The sequence below is a fragment of the Porphyromonas uenonis 60-3 genome, from assembly GCF_000174775.1.
Lineage (GTDB): Bacteria > Bacteroidota > Bacteroidia > Bacteroidales > Porphyromonadaceae > Porphyromonas > Porphyromonas uenonis_A.
Window position 1 is genome coordinate 1 of record NZ_ACLR01000182.1, and the last position, 20,867, is coordinate 20,867.

General features: G+C 54.1%; 16 protein-coding genes and 1 pseudogene. 8 read left to right on the top strand and 9 right to left on the bottom strand.

The annotated features are described in order from the left end of the window. Positions 1 to 49: 49 nt before the first annotated feature. The 9 genes and pseudogenes from PORUE0001_RS06875 to PORUE0001_RS06920 all read right to left on the bottom strand — a co-directional run bounded on the left by PORUE0001_RS06875 (position 50) and on the right by PORUE0001_RS06920 (position 8,392). A pseudogene (locus PORUE0001_RS06875) lies at positions 50 to 1,943 on the bottom strand (heavy metal translocating P-type ATPase). 475 nt (positions 1,944 to 2,418) lie between these two features. After that, on the bottom strand, positions 2,419 to 3,102 hold the full coding sequence (locus PORUE0001_RS10930; protein WP_007365758.1) for a TolC family protein: 684 nt from the start codon (positions 3,100 to 3,102) through the stop codon (positions 2,419 to 2,421). Further along, on the bottom strand, positions 3,099 to 3,731 hold the full coding sequence (locus PORUE0001_RS10935) for a TolC family protein (protein WP_007365794.1): 633 nt from the start codon (positions 3,729 to 3,731) through the stop codon (positions 3,099 to 3,101). The genes PORUE0001_RS10930 and PORUE0001_RS10935 overlap by 4 nt, the downstream gene beginning before the upstream one ends. Continuing rightward, the gene (locus PORUE0001_RS06890; RefSeq protein WP_007365772.1) at positions 3,728 to 4,648 is read right to left on the bottom strand and encodes a hypothetical protein; all 921 of its coding nucleotides are present in this window, start codon (positions 4,646 to 4,648) and stop codon (positions 3,728 to 3,730) included. Before PORUE0001_RS06890 ends, PORUE0001_RS10935 begins: the two co-directional genes overlap by 4 nt. Before the next feature lie 5 nt (positions 4,649 to 4,653). Further along, positions 4,654 to 5,334, bottom strand: coding sequence for a hypothetical protein (locus tag PORUE0001_RS06895; protein WP_039865762.1), 681 nt, complete (start codon positions 5,332 to 5,334; stop codon positions 4,654 to 4,656). Positions 5,335 to 5,472: 138 nt separating this feature from the next. Further along, positions 5,473 to 5,928, bottom strand: coding sequence for a hypothetical protein (locus PORUE0001_RS06900; RefSeq protein ID WP_007365790.1), 456 nt, complete (start codon positions 5,926 to 5,928; stop codon positions 5,473 to 5,475). A gap of 15 nt (positions 5,929 to 5,943) precedes the next feature. Beyond that, positions 5,944 to 6,393, bottom strand: a complete 450-nt coding sequence (locus PORUE0001_RS06905; protein ID WP_007365816.1) for a hypothetical protein — start codon at positions 6,391 to 6,393, stop codon at positions 5,944 to 5,946. A 210-nt stretch (positions 6,394 to 6,603) separates the two neighbouring features. Next, positions 6,604 to 6,927 (bottom strand): YtxH domain-containing protein, encoded by a 324-nt coding sequence (locus tag PORUE0001_RS06910; protein ID WP_007365742.1) that lies wholly within the window; start codon positions 6,925 to 6,927, stop codon positions 6,604 to 6,606. A 577-nt stretch (positions 6,928 to 7,504) separates the two neighbouring features. Then, positions 7,505 to 8,392, bottom strand: a complete 888-nt coding sequence (locus tag PORUE0001_RS06920; protein ID WP_007365802.1) for a nucleoside phosphorylase — start codon at positions 8,390 to 8,392, stop codon at positions 7,505 to 7,507. A gap of 171 nt (positions 8,393 to 8,563) precedes the next feature. On the opposite strand from PORUE0001_RS06920, the gene efp reads away from it, so the two are divergent. From efp to panB, 8 genes are all read left to right on the top strand, one after another. Further along, positions 8,564 to 9,130: an elongation factor P gene (gene efp, locus PORUE0001_RS06925; RefSeq protein WP_007365806.1), complete on the top strand. Its 567-nt coding sequence runs from the start codon at positions 8,564 to 8,566 to the stop codon at positions 9,128 to 9,130. A gap of 136 nt (positions 9,131 to 9,266) precedes the next feature. Next, positions 9,267 to 11,084 carry a 4-alpha-glucanotransferase gene (locus PORUE0001_RS06930; protein WP_007365795.1) on the top strand — a complete coding sequence of 606 codons (1,818 nt, stop codon included), beginning with the start codon at positions 9,267 to 9,269 and terminating at the stop codon, positions 11,082 to 11,084. Positions 11,085 to 11,140: 56 nt separating this feature from the next. Next, a complete protein-coding gene (locus PORUE0001_RS06935) occupies positions 11,141 to 13,132 on the top strand; it encodes a DUF4954 family protein (RefSeq protein WP_007365727.1) in 1,992 nt (663 codons plus the stop codon). A 970-nt stretch (positions 13,133 to 14,102) separates the two neighbouring features. Then, on the top strand, positions 14,103 to 15,473 hold the full coding sequence (locus PORUE0001_RS06940) for an InlB B-repeat-containing protein (RefSeq protein WP_198400685.1): 1,371 nt from the start codon (positions 14,103 to 14,105) through the stop codon (positions 15,471 to 15,473). 12 nt (positions 15,474 to 15,485) lie between these two features. Beyond that, positions 15,486 to 16,997: an Ig domain-containing protein gene (locus PORUE0001_RS06945; RefSeq protein WP_081454311.1), complete on the top strand. Its 1,512-nt coding sequence runs from the start codon at positions 15,486 to 15,488 to the stop codon at positions 16,995 to 16,997. A 301-nt stretch (positions 16,998 to 17,298) separates the two neighbouring features. Next, positions 17,299 to 18,402 (top strand): redox-regulated ATPase YchF, encoded by a 1,104-nt coding sequence (ychF, locus tag PORUE0001_RS06950; protein WP_007365839.1) that lies wholly within the window; start codon positions 17,299 to 17,301, stop codon positions 18,400 to 18,402. A 42-nt stretch (positions 18,403 to 18,444) separates the two neighbouring features. Continuing rightward, the gene (guaA, locus tag PORUE0001_RS06955) at positions 18,445 to 19,965 is read left to right on the top strand and encodes a glutamine-hydrolyzing GMP synthase (protein WP_007365783.1); all 1,521 of its coding nucleotides are present in this window, start codon (positions 18,445 to 18,447) and stop codon (positions 19,963 to 19,965) included. 38 nt (positions 19,966 to 20,003) lie between these two features. After that, entirely contained in the window at positions 20,004 to 20,825 is an 822-nt protein-coding gene (panB, locus tag PORUE0001_RS06960; RefSeq protein ID WP_007365746.1) for a 3-methyl-2-oxobutanoate hydroxymethyltransferase, read from the top strand. Positions 20,826 to 20,867: the final 42 nt, after the last annotated feature.

Here is a 20,867-nt window from a genome sequence, read left to right on the forward strand (position 1 = left end):
GGCGCATATCTCCGTGGATATTGGGTTTTATAGGGATCGTGTGTCGGCTTTAGTTGCTTGATCTGCTAACTTTGACAGGGCGCAGGGCGCGCATCGCATTGAGCACGGCGAGGACTGTGACGCCTACGTCAGCGAAGACGGCCATCCACATGGAGGCTACACCGAGCAAGGCTAGGAGGAGTACCAGCACCTTGATACCGATGGCAAACCATGCGTTCTGCAGTGCGATGCCGACGGTGTGGCGTGCGATGCGTATGGCGGTTGCTATCTTGAGCGGGTTGTCATCCATAATGACCACGTCGGCCGCCTCTATGGCAGCGTCAGAGCCGAGTCCGCCCATGGCGATACCCACATCGGCACGCGCTAGGACTGGCGCATCGTTGATACCGTCGCCTACGAAGAGGACGGTGCCTCGGGCTGGCTGCTGGAGGATCGCCTCAAGGCGAGACAACTTGTCCGCTGGGAGCAGATCCGCATAGTACTCGGTGATACCCACCTGCTTGGAGATCTGCTGAGCCACCTCCTCGTGGTCGCCCGTGAGCATGACCAGCTGGCGGATGCCTAGACGGCTCAGCGCCTCGATGGCTTGGCTAGACTCCTCCTTGATCGTGTCGGAGACGACGATATGTCCCGCATAGGTGCCGTCGATGGCGGCGTGTACGATGGTGCCCGCATGGTCGCAGGGGTGCCACTGAGCCCCTATAGATTCCATCAGGGCTACGTTACCTACGTGAACTACGGAGCCGTTGACACGCGCCTTGACCCCACGCCCAGCCAGCTCCTCGACCTCCTCGATGGTGCAGTCGTCTTGTTCGTTGGGGTAAGCGTTACGCAACGAGGTAGCGATCGGGTGTGTAGAGTGACGCTCCACGTGAGCCACCATATGTAGTAGATGGTTCGCTTCGCAGGCTGTCGGGTGTATGGCATTAGCGGTAAAAGTGCCTTTCGTCAGGGTGCCTGTTTTGTCAAAAAGGACGGCACGTGCCTTCGCCAAAGCGTCCATATAGTTAGCCCCTTTGACCAAGATACCAGCCCGTGAAGCGCCTCCGATGCCCGCAAAGAAGGAGAGCGGGATGGAGATGACTAGAGCGCAGGGGCAGGAGATGACTAGGAAGGTCAGCGCACGGTACAGCCAGGTGGCGAAGTGGTCGGCGAAGCTGCCCATCAGGAGTGGCGGCAGGAAGGCGAGCAGGAGCGCTACGATCACCACGACGGGGGTGTAGACACGGGCGAAGCGACGTATGAACGTCTCGCTCCGTGACTTATGATCGGTGGCGTGCTCGACCATCTCGATAATCTTCGAAGCGGTGGAGTCTCCCGCTGTCTTGGCAACACGGACGGAGAGAAGTCCCGAGAGGTTGACACAGCCAGACATAACTTCGTCCTCGACGGTGACGCTGCGGGGTACGCTTTCGCCCGTTAGTGCGACCGTATTGAGCGCTGAGGAGCCCTCGACGATGAAGCCATCAAGTGGTACCCTTTCGCCAGGCTTGATGATGATCGTCTCACCCACGGCCACCTCCTCAGGTGCGACTGTCTGCTCAACGCCGTCACGCAGCCACGTGTGCCGTGTCGGGGCGTATCTCGAGGAGGTGGGAGACGGCACGACGGCTCTTGCCCTCGGCGTATCCCTCAAAGAGCTCGCCCAGCTGGAAGAAAAGCATGACGAAGACCGCCTCGGGGAACTGCGCCTCGGCACCTGGCAGGAAGCCTATGCAGAGTGCGCCCACGGTGGCGATGCTCATGAGGAAGTGCTCATCGAAGAGTTCGCCATGCGCCACCCCTTCGACCGCCTCACCGAGTACGTCGTACCCTATAATAAGGTATGGCACGAGGTAGACCAAGAGGAGCTGCCACATCGGGAGTGCCGAGGTGCGCTCTACGATATAAGCCCCGATGAGTAGCAGGGCTGTGAGTATGATGCGGATTAGTTTCTTATTCATAACGATAGAGAGTTACTGTTACGAAGGCAAAGGTAGAGCTAACTGAGTGCAACTCCGTTGCAAAAGTTCGCCTCGACCAGGCGTAGCGTTGGTGCCATCCAGCCGAAACTGTAGTTTCTCTCGTATGAAACTCTAGTTTCTCCCGTATGAAACTCTAGTTTCTCCCGTATGAAACTCTAGTTTCACCCATATGAAACTGAAGTTTCACCCGTATGAAACTGTAGTGCCATCCGATGTCGGCACTGAAGCCTCGTAGGAGATGGAGCGCAGGGTGCGTGAAATGAAGAGCGGTCACGGAGCTACTGATGTAACTCTGTGACCGCACGGTCGGTTAGTTCGTCTAATGACTTTGTTGTGGGTGGAGTCTAGAGGTCGAGGGGCTGACCGGTGGCGACGTTGACGGCGAGCTGCGCTAGGCGCACGGCGACGAAGGTCTCGATGTACTGCATCTCCGACTCGAGCCAGTTGCGCTGCGCTAGCGAGAGCGTCTCGAGTGTGACCGACGCCCTCCTTGTGTCCCTCGGTCGAGAGGTCGAGGTTGAGCTTTGCGTCGGTGCGGATCTGCTCTGTCTCGGCATAGCGTCGTGAGTGCCTCGGTGAGTTGCCGTGAGGCTTGCTCGTTTTGCATTTGGATAGCACGCTCTGCGTCTTGCAACTCTAGCTGACGTACCTGCTGGTTGGCAAGCGCTGCGGTGCGACTCTGCACTCCTTGGTAGATGCCCGTGATGGGTATCTGAACGGCTACGCCGACCATCCAGGTAGTACCAAACTGCTTCTTGAACCCGTCCATAGGATTGGGAGACATAGTGAGCAACTGTGCCGTGAAGCCTACCTCGGGGAGCATCTCTCCGAGTGCCATCTGAGCACGTCGCTTCTCCGCCTCGACGGCTAGGTTAGCAGCTTTGAGCTCGACACGTTCCATCGGATTGACCGTGCTGTATAGCTTGGGCTGGCACGGATCGATCGGTTGATGGCTGGCGAGGGTGAAGTCTGGCGTAAGCTCTATCGCTTGCTCGGCGGGGATGCGACACTGATGCTTGAGTAGAATCAGCAAAGCCTGCAAGCCCTCGCGTAGCTTACCTTCCTGGAGCTTAGCGTTGTTGCGGTTGACTCGTACGGAGACCACTTCACGGTCAGCGACGACTCCTTGATCCTTCATGGCGGAGACGTCGGCGAGCGTTTTGCTAGCATAGCATTGAACTGACCGATCGCTTGCAACTGCTCCTGTAGCTGCACCGCCTGCCAATAGGTCTTAGCGATTTGCTCCTCCTCGCCACGCTGCTGGATGGTCCACTGGTACTCGGCAGCTTGCTCGCCAATCTGCGCCAGACGCATCCCGTTATAGATGCGACCACCAGCGAAGATAGGCTGGCGTAGCGAGAGGGATCCGTAGAAGATGTGACCTAGCTCAAGACTCATCTTGTCGTCTAGCCAAGACTGTGCTTCGCTCAGCGTGGGTACGCCAGGGAGCTTCGGCAACTGCATTGGAGGAAGCCAAGAGGAGAGATCAATTGAGAAGGGCTTAAGCTTCGCTGGGGTGTAGAGCCATCCGCCCGAGAGGGAGACCTGCGGGAAGAAGTTGCTCTGAGCCTTGAGGCGTGTGGCGTGCGCTACTTGTCGCTGTGCTTCTAGCTGTGCGGAGGGCGCGGGGCTCTCCTGGTGGTAACGTATGCAGTCGTGTAGCGACAGCTTGAGAGGCTCCGTCTGTGCGCAGAGGGAGCTGGTGAGAATGCCACAGAGTGCGAGTATCAGTGCGCCTCGCAGTGACGCTAATAGATCTCTCATCATAGGGTAAAGGTGGTGTGTCCGATGCGATGTCCATCGGCAAAAACGTCTGCGCGGTAGCTTCCCGAGAGAAGCGCCTGTGTGATCTGACAATAGATGGTGACGGGGGTGTCCTCGCCCGTGTACTCAATGCTCTTGGAGGCTGTCGCCTGAAGAGTCTGTCCCTCGAAGCTGAAGGCTCCGCCAGAGCCACTCATCGGCATATCGTTTGGGTTGAGGATACGTACGTAGATAGCTTTGTTACCGACGGGAGCGGTGACATTCTTCTTGAGGGTAAAAGAGACCGCCAGTGTCTCTACCTTGTCAATGCGTGAGGTGCGCTTGCCCCGATTGTTGAGCGGAGAGACAGAAAGCCCAGAAAGGTCTAGGCGAGCCGCGATGGCGACCTGATTGGATAGTGCGGCCTTCTCCTCCGTGAGCCGTGAAGCCTCACTGCTGACGCGGGAGTAGTCCTCCTTGACCTGCTGGTTCTCGGCTACTAGTCGCTCATTGGTCGCATGGAGCGAGTCGATCTGTACAATGTAACTACGGAGTAGGGCGCGGAGCGTATTGATCTCGCCCGTTAGCTCGCTGATGCGCTTCGCATTGGACGACTTTACGGTGGCAAGCTCTTGGCTTAGTTGCTTGACACGCTCTTGCTCGCTTTCCAGCTGAGCGAGTAGCTCATCATTGTCAAAGGAGATACTCGTCTCGCCCGATGCTGAGGCGAGCTTGTCGTACTGTAGCTGATACTGCGCTGCGAGCTCGTCTAGCTCTTGCTGCATGCGTTGCTTCTCCATGTCGACCAGTTCGCTCTGGACGCTCTGCATCTGCTGTCGCTCACTCCTTATATATATCCATGCACCAACGATGACGAGGAGCACCACGAGAGCCGCTCCAGCGATGATGTACTTGATGTGCTTGTTGTCTAGTCTAGCCATGGGTCTTACTTGATTCGTTTCAAGATGCCCCGCCGTGTCAGTTGATAAGGTTGGGGCGATATGCTGATGAGTTCTTGGATGCGCTTGGCCTCCTCCTTAGTAGTCCAGCCCTCTAGCGAAGGCGTCGCAAGGATCCGCACCTCTCGCCTGCCCTGCTCTGTGGCGAAGGCTAGCACGATCGGCATCTGGGTCAAAAGAGATTCAGAAGAGGTCGGTACTGGTTCCTTAGCATGTAAAAGCCAGTCCGTGTATGGTATGGTAGGGTTCAGCTCCCACTGCTGATCTCGCTTGGGTAGGAAGGCTGTGAGCTGGCTCACACGGTAAGGCTTCTCAATCGTGGTGATCTGCAGTAGGGGTTGTTCGCCCTGAATGCGCCAAGGCGCACGTAGTAGTTCGTAGGTAAGCAGGCCAGAAACGGAGATTGTGCAGCGAAGACGAGCTTTGTCTATCCGCATCTCCAGCGAAGCCTGAGACTTGGTCTGCAAGGTGACGGTGGAGTCGGGTCTGTCGAGCGCCTTCTGAATGAGTTGACCCCAAGCGCTGTCGCTGATGGCGGGGGCTACGCCGAGGGGTCGCTCGATGATCGTCTGATAGCACTGCTCTAGCTCGGCTCGCTCCTGCGCTACGAGTGGATAGGAGCCGACTGCTAGCAAGAGAATAAGGAGATATCTACTTATGAGGTGCATAAAGCTTCGGAAAAATACAATGCCAAGAGAGACTAAAACTAAGGCGTGACCTTACGCTCCGCAAAGGTACTGAAATAAGCGATTGAAGCCTCTTGTGCTGGTGAGCACTTATGACGAAGATCCTAGGCTCTAGAGGGCTTAGCGGATGAAGAGACGCAGAGGCTTGAACTTACGGCGGAGGTACCCTTTTGCTATGCCCAGACCTACGGTCCACAAGATCGGCTTGGCGATTGCTAGCCCTGTGCTAATCAGTTGCTGTGTACGTCCAGTAGGCTCTGGCACTGCGCCCTGCACCTCACTGGCATAGTCGCCTCGTGTCAGCGACCTATCGGTGGAGCGTGTGAAGCCTCCCAGCAATCTGTCTAGTAGCGAACTTTTGCCTCTGCTACGTCGCTTAGACGGGGTGATGATGCGCCCTAGAAACGATTTGGGAGGAACGATCTGATCCTTGACCTCGTCAATGATTGTCTTCTTGACACCCTGCTCCTTGATATACTCTATGTCTCTCTGCCAGACACGCTCAGCGATCTGGAGATCAGCCTCAGCGAGTTTCTGACGTCTTTGGAAGTCTTGGTATGATACTCTTTTCTTCATGGTCGTATAGTCTAGTTAGCGGGTTGGCGTGGTAGGCTCATCGTTGGTGGGGTAGAGTGGCTCTTCGCTCTCAGTAGCGTAGTCCTCGGGCATTGGCTGCGGGCGTAGTTTGTCGTCTATCTTGGCTAGCGAACTGTGCAGTCTACGGTAGATGCACGTGCTGACGGAGCGTACGATAACCTTGCGCAGGAGTAGTGTGATGAGGACTAGTAGTAGTAAGACTCCAGCACCTATGAGTAGGCTCCACCCCCATCCTAGCTCTAGCCACACATTGATACCAGCTACCCCAGCTAAGAGTAAGAGGAGCATCACGAAGGGGATGAGCGCGAGTACTAAAAGTAGCGCCACAAGGTTGCCGACAACCTTCATACCCGTATCAGTGCTCGAGTAGATCGCTTGGCGCGCCGATGCCTTAAGGTACTCCTTGGTGTGATAGATAAAGCGCGAAGTCTTGAAGTCTTGCATAGAGACTAGATATTAGAGGTGAGACTTTAGAGGTTAGATATATTAGAGACTAGAGATAAGCAAGAGAGTAGCGTACTCATCTGTCGTGAGGGACTGGTCGTCTCTCGGGTGCGGATGAGCGTGCTACTCTCTAAGTGCTAGTTGAGTGTGTATGGCTCTTGTGTATAGCTCAATGTTACAGCTCAGTGGGGATAGTCTCAGTGCGATAGACTACTTGACAGCTTTCTTAGCTTCGTCTAGCGTTTCCTTAGCTTTGCTAGCGGTCTCCTTAGCCTTGCCTATGGTCTCGTCAAACTGCTCCTCGACCTCCTCAGCAAAGTCTTTGCTACGCTTACGAAGCTTGTCGCGATAAGTCTCAAAGCGATCCTTAGCCTCATAGTATCCCTCTACGAGAGTATCACGAGTGCGGTCGGCCGTCGTGCTGAGGTCGTCATAGAGCTGATCACGCTTGTCGCGGTCAGAGAGGTAGGTGATGGCAGCGCCGATAGCAGCGCCTATAGCAATGCCTAGTGCTATACGTCCGGTGTTGTTCATATCTGTTCTGTTCTTTTATAGTGAATATTATTGTCTTGGTTCATGCGTCTGCAGATTACGTCCGCAGATCTCTGTCTCGGTGACTCTCCTTACGCCTATAAAGTGGTGGAGTATCACCTTGACACTCTAAAGGTACGAAAAAATAGTCACACGACAAGTAAGAAGAGGACTTTGCCGTCTGGAGAACGCCTGATATGGGATGAGTTCATCTACGGCACTATCAAGGAAATCAAACAATTCCTTGGTGGAGATCTTCGATTATCCAGTGAGAAACGGAAAAAATCTTCGGAACTTTGATTTCTTTCTTCCGAAGTTTCATTTCATTCTTCCGAACTTTTATTTCCCGGTTCCGTGAAGAATTTTCATTTGCTCCGTGGAGTTCCTCAAATTCCTCGGGAGAAATTGCAATCGGCGGAGATGTAGTCGTCACTAGAATGTGCGTTTATAGAGCTCCGTAGCGAGGCTAAATGCCTATGTCCCTGAGCTATCGTCAGGCGTGGCTCCTAGGATACAGGGTCGTCATGTGTCAACCCCGCCTAGTAGCCACGCCGACTAAGCCCTCTCGGCATGCGGAGCGCTAGATGCGCTCTAGGACGAGCTCGATGAGCCCGTCGATGCCCTGCTTGTAGTTGGTATTCATATTCAAGTTCTGACGGCCTGCGATGATGTAGCAGACGGTCAGCGTGTCGTGCCCTAGGAGGTTGCCGATGCCACTGAGTGCGGCCGACTCCATCTCAAAGTTGGTAATGCGCTGACCCTCATACTCAAAAGCTTCAATCTTCTGATTGAGCGTCGGATCAGCAAGAGGCAGGCGCAGCTGCCTTCCCTGAGGTGCGTAAAATCCGTTGGCAGCGATCGTACAGCCACGGACGATGTCGCCATAGTCCCCGACGATCTGCTGGTAGAGCGCCTCGCTACAGTTGACCACGTAGGGATCGAGACCCTTGATTGGCCACTGTAGCTGCTCCTTGAGCGCTGCCTCAAAGGGGAGGTCACGTATTGCCTCCGTATTAGCATAGAAAAAGAGCGACCCCTCGAAGCCAATCGCCTTGTGTGCTGCGACATACGTACCTATCGGTGTCTCAGGCTGTAGCCCGCCACTGGTGCCCACGCGTACCATCGTCAGCTTGCGGTGGTTGGGACGTACCTGACGAGTCTGTAGGTCGATATTGGCGAGTGCGTCTAGCTCGTTGATGACGATCTCAATGTTGTCACAGCCTATGCCGTGGCTCTGGACGGTGATTCGCTTGCCACGATAGGTACCGGTGATGGTGTGAAACTCACGATTGCTCACGGAGCACTCCTGCGAGTCAAAGTGGGAGGCGATCATATCCACACGAGAGGGATCGCCACAGAGGACGATCTTGTCAGCCAGCTGCTCGGGCTTCAGATGAAGGTGAAAGATAGAGCCATCGTCATTGACGATTAGTTCGCTGGGAGGTATGATGCGGTTTTGTGTACTCATAGTAGTAATCCATTTATATTGAATGATGACACTCCAAAAATACAAAAACTTCGCCACATGACCTTCTTTTCGCAGTAAGAGGTGTCGGACGCTATTTGCGTAGTAGCCGATGTTTTACTACTTTTGCACCAGTAAGTAACTAAGTAACTTCACTGAATAGACAAATAATATATGGCTACAACAGCAGACTTTCGCAATGGCATGTGCCTAGACATTGATGGGCAGTACTTCTTCATCGTAGAGTTTCTCCACGTTAAGCCAGGCAAGGGACCAGCCTTCGTCCGTACGAAGCTACGCAACGTCGCTACGGGTCGCATCATTGACAAGACGTGGAATAGTGGTGTCAAGGTAGAGGAGGTGCGCATAGAGCGTCGTCCCTATCAGTATCTCTACAACGATGAGATGGGCTACCACTTTATGCACCCCGAGACATTTGACCAGATTGCTATCAACGGAGATCTGATCGATGGTGTCCGCTTCCTCAAGGAGGGTGACATGGTCGAGGCGATGGTACATGCTGAGAGCGAGACTGTCCTGACCTGCGAGCTACCTGCACACGTAGATCTGCGCATCACCCACACAGAGCCTGGTATCAAGGGCGATACAGCTACCAATAGTCTTAAGCCTGCGACCGTCGAGACGGGGGCTGAGATCCGCGTACCGCTCTTCATCAATCAGGACGACCTGGTTACGGTAGATACGCGAGACGGCTCTTACGTAGGGCGTGTCAAGGAGTAAGCGTCACTAGCACATATCTCTCCTAAAGCAGTCGCCCTAGTCCGCTGATGGGCGATGCTGTAGAAGCCGTGCAGTTCTCTCTGTCAGAGCTGCATGGCTTCTCCGAATCTACCGCTGAGGTCACACTATATATAATATGAGTCAGATACCGCGTCAGACTGGGATTGCCGTCCCCCTCTTTAGCTTGCGTCGCCAAGGCGATGCGGGCTGTGGAGACTTTGCCGCTCTGGAGGCGTTCGCCCCAGTGGCAGAGCGTATGGGCGTGCGCATCATACAGTTGCTCCCTCTGGAGGATACCACCCTCTATGGCGATAGCCGTGACTCCTATCCCTATGGACCGCTAGCCTCGACGGCACTTAATCCGATCTACATAGCGGTGGATCAGCTTCCCCCGCTGGCGGATCAACAACTGGAGCAGGAGCTGCGTGCGGAGGCTCAGAGTCTCAGTGCGCAAAAGACCTTCGACTATACGGCGGTGTGGCAACTCAAGCGACGCTGGCTGTGGGCTTCTTTTACGGAGCAAGCGGACGCTTCGCCATACTTCACCGATATGATCAATCGCTATGCACGGCTGACTCGCAAGCATGCTCCTTTTAAGAGTACCCCTATCTGGCATTACTGGGTTTGCGAGCGAATGATTCTAGACCTATTGCCGGACCTCAATCGTGAGGAGTGGGACTTCTGGGAAGCGATGGAGCGGGTCAATAAGCTGGAGCAGGAAAATAAAGCCTTGGTCGTCCGTACGGGCAACTTCTACGCTTACTGCTATATGGTGGCGCAGCGACAGATGCGCCGTGCCGTGGCAACGATTCGTCAGCACGGGCTGTCACTCATGGGAGATCTGCCTGTGGGGGTAGATCCGCATGCGGCGGACACGCTTGCTTACCCAGGCAAATTTAACAAGCGCCTCTTTTGCGGAGCTCCTCCCGACTACTTCTCTCCCGACGGGCAGAACTGGGGTATCCTAACTTGTCGCAGGAATTGGAAAATGCTATGGCAAGAGCGCTTTGGCTACCTAGAGCGCTTCTATGACTACCTGCGCGTGGATCATGTGCTAGGCTTCTTCCGTATGTGGTCCATACCTCGTGACGGGCGCTCTGGGATGCTGGGTTACTTTCTTCCCTCACGACGCTACTTGAAGAGGGAGATTGCAAAGCTAGGACTCGCTGAGACACTACGACCAGAGTGGATAGCGCCGAGCAAAAAGCCTGTGACGACGCAAGAGGTGTTCTGGATCGAGCGTCTCGATGCGGGCTACGTGCCTCGCTACGACGTGGCGAGTGCTGCGCCCTTTGCGATGCTGTCGCCCGACCTACAGGAGCGTATGAGAGCCGTCTGCGAGGATTACTACTACGGCGGCAACGAAAAGCTGTGGCGCGAGCGTGGACTGGAGCGTCTAACCTTTCTGAAAGATCTTACGAGCATCCATCTCTGTGCCGAGGATCTGGGGATGGTCCCCCAGTGTGTCTACCCCGTCCTAGAGGAGCTCGGCATCCTCAAGCTATACGTGGAGCGCATGCCGAAGAGTGCCGGCATCGAGTTTGAGGCGGCGCCCTACTTCTCCGAGGACAGCGTCGCTACCACCTCAACGCACGACTGCGCCCCACTGCGCCTGTGGTGGGCAGAAGACGAGGCGCGCTCACGACGCTACTACGACTACTTTCTCGCCGACTACGGAGTCCCCTACGACACGACGCTCACGCCCGAGCTGGCGGAGATCATCGTGCGCCGGCACTTAGAGAGCCCCTCACGACTCTGCATCCTGCCGCTACAAGACTGGCTAGCCCTGAGTCCCGAGCACTGCGCCACGGTCGATCCGCAGAGCGAGCAGATCAATGATCCTAGCAATCCCCACCATGTATGGAGCTACCGCATGCCCATCGCTGTCGAGGAGCTCCCAGACGACTGGATACGACAGCTCCGCCAGATGATCGCAGAGACCCATCGGCTGTGAGCGTAGAATCCTATTATTTTCTCCCAAACTTCTACAAACAACCCAACCTATAATCTATGCGAAAGCTTAATTCAAAAGAGATTAAACAACTAACGGATCAGGGCTGCCAAGCGCAGGACTGGTCCTTGATTCGCGTTCATAGATACTTTGACGCTAGTCGCTGTCAGCAGGTTCACTTCATCGGGAGCTGTGAGATCGGAGACAACCGTGGCGGTCGCCCCTCTGAGGAGGAGCCGAGCTACGTCGAGCCTTACCGCTTGGCTCATGTGAAGCTAATCAACTGTACCATCGGTGACCGCGTCATCATTGACGGGGTGCGGGACTGCATCTCGCATTACGACATCGCTGACGATGTGATTATTCACGATATAGCCGCTCTCAAGGTAATGGGCGAGACCACCTTTGGCAATGGTTACCTCGTCGAGGTACTCAACGAGACAGGCGGTCGCGAGGTGCCCATCTGCGACATCCTGACTGCTCAGACTGCTTATATGCTGGCCATGTATCGCCACGACAAGGAACTACAGGCTGCACTCTCTAAGCTTGTTGAGGAGTACACCGACTCCGTGCGTTCGGACCGTGGCACCATCGGCGAGAGCTCCAACATCAAGCATTGCGGTCTTATGACCAATGTCAAGGTTGGCCCTCACAGCTCCATCATTGGCGCCTCTGTACTAGAAAATGGATCTGTCAATAGTACGGCTCTGAGCCCCACAAAGGTTGGCTACGGAGTGATCTGTCGGGACTTCATCTTCTCCGCTGGTTGTGTCGTCTCAGACGGTTCCAACGTCTCGCGTAGCTTCATCGGTCAGGGTTGCTCGGTGACCCACCTCTTCAGTGCGCACGACTCGCTCTTCTTTGCCAACTGTCAGTGCGAAAACGGTGAGGCATGTGCCGTCTTTGCTGGTCCTTTTACCGTTACGATGCACAAGAGTAGCCTCCTGATTGCTGGCTACTACTCTTTCCTCAATGCGGGCAGTGGATCTAACCAGAGCAACCACCTTTACAAGCTCGGCCCCATTCACCAGGGCATCGTAGAGCGTGGCAGTAAGACCACATCCGACTCGTACGTCTTGTGGCCTTCGCGCATCGGTGCTTTTAGCTTGATCATGGGGCGTCACGTAGCGCACATTGATTCGTCAGACTTCCCCTTCTCCTATATTATAGAGAATGACAACCAGAGCTACCTCGTGCCAGGCACCAACCTGCGTAGTGTCGGAACCATCCGTGATACCAAGAAGTGGCCTAAGCGTGATAAGCGTCACCCAGAGGAAAAGCTTGACTGCATCAACTATAACCTCCTCTCGCCCTATACGGTCGGTAAAATGTACAAAGGGTGGCACAAGCTCAAGGCGCTGGAGACGCACCTCGGCAGTGCCGATGCGACCTACATCTATCACGATATGCACATCCGTCATAGCTCCCTAGTCAAGGGGTGTCGCTACTACGAGATGGGCATCATCAAGTTCCTCGGCAACTCCCTCATCCAGCGCATCCAGGACCAAGCTCCCAAGAGCAAAAGCGAACTTGTCGCCTGCCTGCCACCCACCAGCAATGAGGGGCTCTCAGACTGGCTCGACCTAGCAGGTATGATCGCTCCTCGTCGGCTCGTGCGCAATCTGATCAAACAGATCAAGGAGGGACAGATCAAGACGCTCGAAGAGGTCAACGTCGCCATCCGCGCCATACATAGTCGTTACTACGAGATCGAGTGGCACTGGGCTTACGACCTGCTGCTTCGTTGGTACGACATCGCAGCCAAGGATCTCACCGTGGAGCGAGTCATACAGATCATCAAAGAGTGGCAAGAGACCGTCATCACGCTAGACGAGTACCTCCTCCAGGATGCCCACAAAGAGTTTGAGATGCTCACGCAGGTCGGCTTCGGCATAGACCTCGATGGGGATCACAACCGGCGCATCGACTTCGAGCAGGTGCGAGGCAACTATGAGGACAATGCCTTCGTCATAGAGGTGCACGACCACATCAGTCGCAAGAAGCTCCTCGGCGAGACGATCCTCGCGCAGATCGACGCCCTCCCCGAGTAACCTCGCAATTCGCTACAGCGAGACGACTGGCGAAATAAACGGACGCACGGGACGTGCAACCCACTGTTGGGATGCACGGCTCGTGCGTCTGTTGTCGTCAAAGCGATACGAGTAGCGGGTGTAGGGACGCACGGTGAGTATCTAATGGGAGGGCGTCTGTTGTATCAAAAGTTACAGCTCCATGGCTTTAACGGGGACGGACGCTCGACCGAGCGTCCCTACAGCCGTTACTCGTCTCTTCGTTTGACAACGGACGCCCTCCGACTCGACACTATCCGTGCGTTCCTACAGGGCGGCGTCTCACTCTAATCTCTAAATTCTAACCTCTAACTTCTAACCTCTAATCTCTAACTTCTAGCCTCTCACTCCTCCGAGGCACTCCGACGCTCTTCGACTCCCTAGACCCCACACCTCCGAGGAAATCAAAAACACCTCGGTAGCAAACTGAAATCCTCCACCGAGGAAACGAAAAATTCTTCCGAACTTCAATTTGCTTCTTCCGAAGTTTCATTTCATTCTTCCGAACTTTTATTTCGCCCCTCCGTGGGGAAATTTCGTTTCCTCCCTGACGGTTCTTGATTTCCTCGGTAGGAAGGAGATTAGAGGTTAGAATTTAGAGGTTAGAGATTAGATGTTGGAATTTAGAGATTAGATGTTAGAATTTAGAGGTTGGGGGTTAGAATTTAGAAGAGAGATAAGTAAATGATATACAATGAGTATGGGCATCCCCAGAAGTGGGTATTGCTAGGAAATCTGACCCGTACTACCTTTGCACCTTGAATCAAAAGAAAGGGGTCATCAAGACTGTGCCGATAACTAGTCTGATGGATGATCGTGTCTGCTACGTCCTCTCTAGAGAGGGGATGGTGTGGATACTTTTCGTAGTACAACCTATAATAGTATATCATATATTATGAAGCAGAGATTATTACGCAACAATTGGATCCTCCTAGGGTTCCTCCTTATTACAATGCTAGCAAGTCTGTCTTACGCTCATGCGTCCGTGAGAGGCGCAGGTACGCAGGCGACGACTGGCTGCTTGGTTACCTTCTCAGAGACTAATGAGTGGGGAACCATCAAGGCTTACTACTTTGACGTAGAGAATGGTCGTGGCAAGGTCTTCTTTAAGTCTGGAGCGAGACTGCCTAAGGGTACAGCCGTCAACTTTGTGGCGACAGTCTCCAAGGGCTGGGAAGCTGGCTCGTGGACTGTCAATGGCAAAGTAACAAAGGGCAGGAACCCCACTTGGCTCAACATTAGATATCTTGAGAAAGACAGCAAAATCGCATTGACTTGTAAGCGTCTTAAGCAATATAAGATTAGCTATGCGAGCGACCCTGCTGATGGGGGAACAATCAAGGTCTACTGGAAGAAGCAAGTAGGCTTCTATGGTGACGAAGTTGAGGAGGTTTCTATCCCCGATGGTGGCACCGTCCTTGAAAAGACGAAGGTCTACATAGAGGCACGTCCCAAGGCTGGCTACCGCTTTGACCGCTATGTAATCAATGAGAAGTCGCAAACAGGGGATAGTTCAGATAAGAATACCTATGTGCTTACACCTACGGGAGACTTGACTATACGAGGGATCTTTATCTCTACACGTCCAGTCACCTACGCCATTCACTTTGCACAGCCAGCGCATGGACATCTGAAGCTCTTCGTAGGGGAGCAGGAGATCCAGCCTAATGCTACGCTAGAGCGTGGTACTGATGTTAAGGTCGAGGCTACGCCTGATGAGGGCTACGAGCTCAAGAGCCTGAAGGTCAATAAACAGGACATTCTCTCGGCAAAGAAGTTTACGGTAGAGGGCGAGTCGACCGTTGTCGCTACCTTTGAGCAGAAGAAGCCCGTCACCTACGCCATTCACTTTGCACAGCCAGAGCATGGACATCTGAAGCTCTTCTCAGGGGAGCAGGAGATCCAGCCTAATGCTACGCTAGAGCGTGGTACAGAGGTTAAGGTCGAGGCTACGCCTGATGAGGGCTACGAGCTCAAGAGCCTGAAGGTCAATGAGCAGGACATCCTCTCGGCAAAGAAGTTTACGGTAGCGGGCGAGTCGACCGTTGTCGCTACCTTTGAGCAGAAGACTGGTGTGGAGGAGCCTGACGAGAGCTTGCTCCTTAAGGTATACCCTAACCCTACAGATAGCTACTGTATCGTCTCTGTACCGGCGACTTACATTGGCGAGACCGCATATCTCCTAGGAGCGGGAGGTGAGTTGCTACGTCTCCTACCTCTAGTGCAGAGCGAGGTGACGCTAGATCTAGCATACCTACCTATAGGCACCTATCTGCTCAAGGTCGGTGCTACAGACCACTCTCTGACCATCATCCGCAAATAATATAGACGGAGTATGACAATCGCAAATCTACACCGCCAGCCCCTCTTGAGGGGAGTGACCACGGTCTGTCTCACCCTCCTTGCAGTCGCACTACTATGTAGCTGTAGCGATGAGATGCCGAAGCCTCTACAGATGACCTTGTCGTCTCGCACCTTCCTCCTCACGGTAGGTGATACAGCTCGCCTTAATGTAGCTATAACGCCACAAGCGACCTCTCCGCAAGTCACCTTCAAGAGTCTTGATGAGACCATCGCACGAGTTGATCCTACTGGCCTTATCACCGCCTGTGCCTCAGGCGAGACAGCGATAGCTGTCGCACTCGGATCTCTACGGGATACTTGTCGGGTGCAGGTCTCTGCACAGGCAGTGGCTATATCACTCCCCGAGACTGATATAAGTGTTGTCGAGGGTGATACTACACGAATCCGCTATACGGTATCTCCTGAGGGCACTCCGGTGACTTTTACCTCTGCAGCTCCTCAGGTCGCCACGGTGGATGATCGTGGATGTGTCAGAGGTGTCTCCGTAGGCGAGACGACGATCATGCTACAAGCTCTCTCGACACAGGTCTCTGTGAGGGTGTCTGTGACGGCTCCTAATATTAAGGTATCGACAGAGTTGCCTCTGATGAAGTTTGCTCCTCAGCGAGATGCTACAGGTCACATCACAGAACCCAGCATTCTATCGTATGAGCAAAGCTTAGGTCGCAGATCGCAATCCATTCGCTATAATATGCAGCAGACCTACGAGGGCTTTGTAAATCTAGACTTGACAACGATACCAGCCGTCATCTATGGTATACCTACGGAAGATGGTCATGATAAGCGTATCATAGCCTATAGTAAGGAGACCATAGCACACTGCCCTCGTACACGTACGATGCTACGGAGTAGTGGGTTCTCCCAGATAGAGTCTGCTGTAATAGATGTGGCTGGTGAGAAGACTTCGGTCTTGCGCGCCAAGAGTGACATAGATCCAGATATAACGGTCGTGATGATGGATGAGGAGTATCCCGAGTTTGGAGCTCAGATGTATATGGAGTTTGTCAAGCGTATGCCTCGCCATCATAGTATTATGACCAATGTCCAGGACTTCCCCTCGCTCAAGGCTCTAGCGACTGGCTCGCTGGACAAAGCGCAAGCTTTCGAACAGCAGTTGGGACTTCGTGAGTTTAGCAAGCAAGACTCAAAGCACTACAGCCGTATGTTTGTCACGAAGAGTGAAGCACTAGAGAAGAGCAATATCAAGTGGGTCTACTACACCCTACGCGAGGATCCCAGTCACCCCTTTATCAATGCTGAGCTCAACTGCCCCAATGGCAAGGCCGACATCAAGTCTACTGCGCTCAAGGAGTATCTCGCTCGCAACGGCTTTGATCAAGAGTACTACGTCGATGCCACCGCCAATGTGGTAATGGTGTATAATCATGATGGAGATCTATGCCAGATCTATGAAGACTCTAAAACTAAGCGCATACTCCTACAGCTAGTCCTCAAGCGGGATTTGCCAAATTACGAGGGCTAGCTGGACGAGTACACAGGAAGCGTTTGCTACTGATACGAGTAGCACTCTTAATTGAGTAGGTTGGGAAACGAAAGTAGGTCAGAAAACTTTTTGTTTCCCGACCTACTTGATTTTCTTAGTGGGTAGAAGCTAGAGTTTAGACATGAACCGTGCATTCCGACAGCGGGTGTTAGAAGTCCCGTGCAAGCGTCACGATGCTGGTGGATTCCCTCCGACAGCAAGATAATTAGTACCTTTGCAGGAGAGCCGAGCTGACACGAGAGCGAGGCTTCGTCACGTTGTATACTTATCCTTATAATATATGTCGCTACAGTGCGGTATCGTAGGACTACCCAACGTCGGTAAGTCCACTTTGTTTAACTGCTTGTCGAATGCTAAGGCGCAGTCGGCCAACTTCCCCTTCTGCACGATCGAACCCAACGTTGGGGTCATCACCGTGCCGGATGAGCGTCTCAATAAGTTGGTCGAGATGGAGCATCCTAAGCGGACGGTGCCTGCCACGGTAGAGATTGTCGACATAGCGGGACTGGTCAAGGGTGCCAGTCAAGGCGAGGGACTGGGCAATAAGTTCCTCTCTAATATCCGAGAGACCGATGCGATCATACACTTGTTGCGCTGCTTTGACGATGACAATATTACGCACGTTGACGGTTCCGTAGATCCAGTGCGGGACAAGGAGATCATCGATACGGAGCTACAGCTCAAGGATCTGGAGACGGTGCAGACGCAACTCAAGAAGTCCGAGCGGCAGGCTCAGACGGGTGGCGACAAGCAGGCGAAGATCCGTGTGGCGCTCCTCAAGCGTATAGAGGAGGCCCTGCTGCAAGGGCTTAACGCTCGCTCGGTGACGCCAGAAAACAAGGACGAGGAGCAGGCGCTGCGAGACCTTTTCCTCCTAACGGCTAAGCCAGTCCTCTACGTCTGCAATGTTGACGAGGCGAGTGCCGCCACGGGCAATGCTTATGTGGAGGCCGTTCGCAAGGCTATCGCTCATGAGGATGCGGAGCTACTGGTCGTATCGGCGCATATCGAGAGCGAGATAGCTGAGCTGGAGGAGTATGAGGAGCGTCAGCTCTTCCTTCAGGAGCTAGGGCTGGAGGAGACGGGTGTCAACCGTTTGATCCGTGCAGCCTACAAGTTGCTCAACCTCGAGACCTTCTTTACGGCTGGAGCTGATGAGTGCCGTGCCTGGACTTTTGTCAAGGGGAGCAAGGCTCCTCAGTGTGCGGGCATCATACACACCGACTTCGAGCGTGGCTTCATACGTGCTGAGGTGATCAAGTATGAGGACTACGTGCACTACGGCTCTGAGACGGCTGTCAAGGAGGCTGGTCGCATGGCGGTCGAGGGCAAGGACTACGTCGTGCAGGACGGAGATATCATGCATTTCCGCTTCAACGTATAGAGCCTCTAGTACAAAGTATTAACACCGAAATAGAACCAACCTATGCCGGACAAGATAATTATCGCAGACTTTGGCTCGCAGACTACACAGCTCATCGGGCGTCGTTTGAGAGACCTGAACACTTACTGCGAGATAGTCCCCTACAACAAGATTCCCACAGACCTGACGGGCGTTCGCGGCGTCATCCTCTCGGGGAGCCCTTACTCAGTCTATGCTGAGGAGGCTTTTACCGCAGACATAGCCGCTATCCGTGGAAGGCTGCCGATCCTAGGCATTTGCTACGGTGCCCAGCTGATGGTGCATCAGAGCGGAGGTGCCGTGGAGAACTCTAATACCCGTGAGTACGGAGCCTCTACACTACAATTGGTGGACAAAGACGATCCACTGCTTGCTGGGCTCTCGCCACAGCACACGGTCTGGATGTCGCACGGTGACACGATCACACGCCTTCCCGAAGGCTTTAAGGTGATTGCCTCGACTCCCTCGGTGCAGTATGCCGCTTATAGGATAGAGGGCGAGGAGACTTGGGGTGTGCAGTTTCACCCAGAGATACATCACAGTGAGGAGGGTACGAAGCTCCTCGACAACTTCGTCACGCTCTGTGGCATCAAGGGCGAGTGGTCGTCCGAGTCTTTCATCGAGAGCAGCATCGCCTCGATCCAAGCTCAGGTAGGTGACGAGCAAGTCATCATGGCGCTCAGTGGAGGCGTGGACAGTTCGGTTGCTGCGGTCCTTCTGCACCGTGCTATCGGCGATCAACTCACCTGTATCTTTGTGGATCATGGGCTGATGCGACTAGGCGAGGCGGAGCAGATCTTGGCGGACTACAAAGCACTCGGACTAGGCTGTATCAAGGTTGACGCGAGTGCGAAGTTCCTTGATGATTTGGCAGGCGTCCGAGATCCCGAGGCTAAGCGCAAAGTAATCGGTCGAGACTTCATCGAGGTCTTTGAGGCTGAGGCGAAGAAGCTACCGCAGGCTCGCTGGCTGGGACAGGGAACCATTTACCCGGACATCATCGAGTCCATCAATATCACGGGCAAGGTGATCAAGAGCCACCACAACGTGGGCGGACTGCCTGAGCGTATGCACCTCAAGCTGGTGGAGCCGCTGAAGCATCTCTTTAAGGATGAGGTGCGTCGTGTCGGCTTAGCACTCGCTATGCCACGACACATGATCTTTCGCCATCCCTTCCCAGGGCCAGGCCTAGGCATTCGCGTCTTGGGCGAGGTGACTCCTCAGAAGGTGGCTATCCTCCAGCAGGCTGACAAGATATACACCGATCTGCTCCGCAAGTACAACCTCTACGATGAGGTTTGGCAGGCTGGAGCTATCCTCCTGCCGGTGCAGAGCGTGGGCGTCATGGGTGACGAGCGCACCTACGAGTACACGGTGGCTCTGCGGGCGGTGACGAGCGTCGATGCGATGAGTGCCGACTGGGCTCGACTGCCGTACGACTTCCTCGCAGAGGTCTCTAACGAAATCATAAACAAGGTGCGTGGCGTCAATCGCGTCTGCTACGACGTGTCGTCGAAGCCACCCGCAACGATTGAGTGGGAGTAACCTTTCGCTCAATCAATCTACTTAATATCTAAATCAATATGTCCACCTATCAAGCTACCGATAGTCGCAAGGTAACCACCCGACGACTACTCGAGATGAAGGAGCGTGGGGAGAAGATCTCCATGCTCACCGCTTACGACTACTCTGCAGCACAGATCATCGACGCTGCTGGTATGGATGTGATCCTCGTAGGCGACTCTGCCAGTAATGTGATGGCGGGTAATGTGACTACGCTACCCATCACACTTGACCAGATGATATATCACGGCAAGAGCGTGATGAAAGCGGTGCAGCGTGCGCTGGTCGTCGTTGACCTCCCTTTCGGCTCTTATCAGGGCAACTCTAAGATCGCCCTAGAGAGCGCCATCAAGGTGATGAAGATCACCCACGCTGATGCGATCAAGATAGAGGGAGGTAGCGAGATCCGTGAGTCGGTAGAGCGTATCCTCTCGGCTGGTATCCCAATCATGGGGCACCTTGGGCTCACGCCTCAGTCGATCAATAAGTTTGGCTCTTACGCTGTCCGTGCTAAGGAGCAGGCAGAGGCTGATAAATTGCTGGCCGACGCACATCTCCTCGAGGAGCTAGGTTGCTTTGCCCTCGTACTGGAGAAGATCCCAGCACCGCTAGCCACCAAGGTTGCTTCTGAGCTAACGATCCCCGTCATCGGCATCGGCGCTGGCGGTGGGGTAGACGGTCAAGTCCTCGTCATGCACGACATGCTCGGCATCACGCAAGGCTTTAGCCCGCGCTTCTTGCGTCGCTACGCTGACCTTGGCTCCATCATGACTGATGCGGTACAGCACTACATAGCTGATGTCAAGAGTCAAGACTTCCCGAACGAGGAGGAATCTTACTAGTCGCCACAGATACATATATAACATAGCGAAGGCACCGCCAGC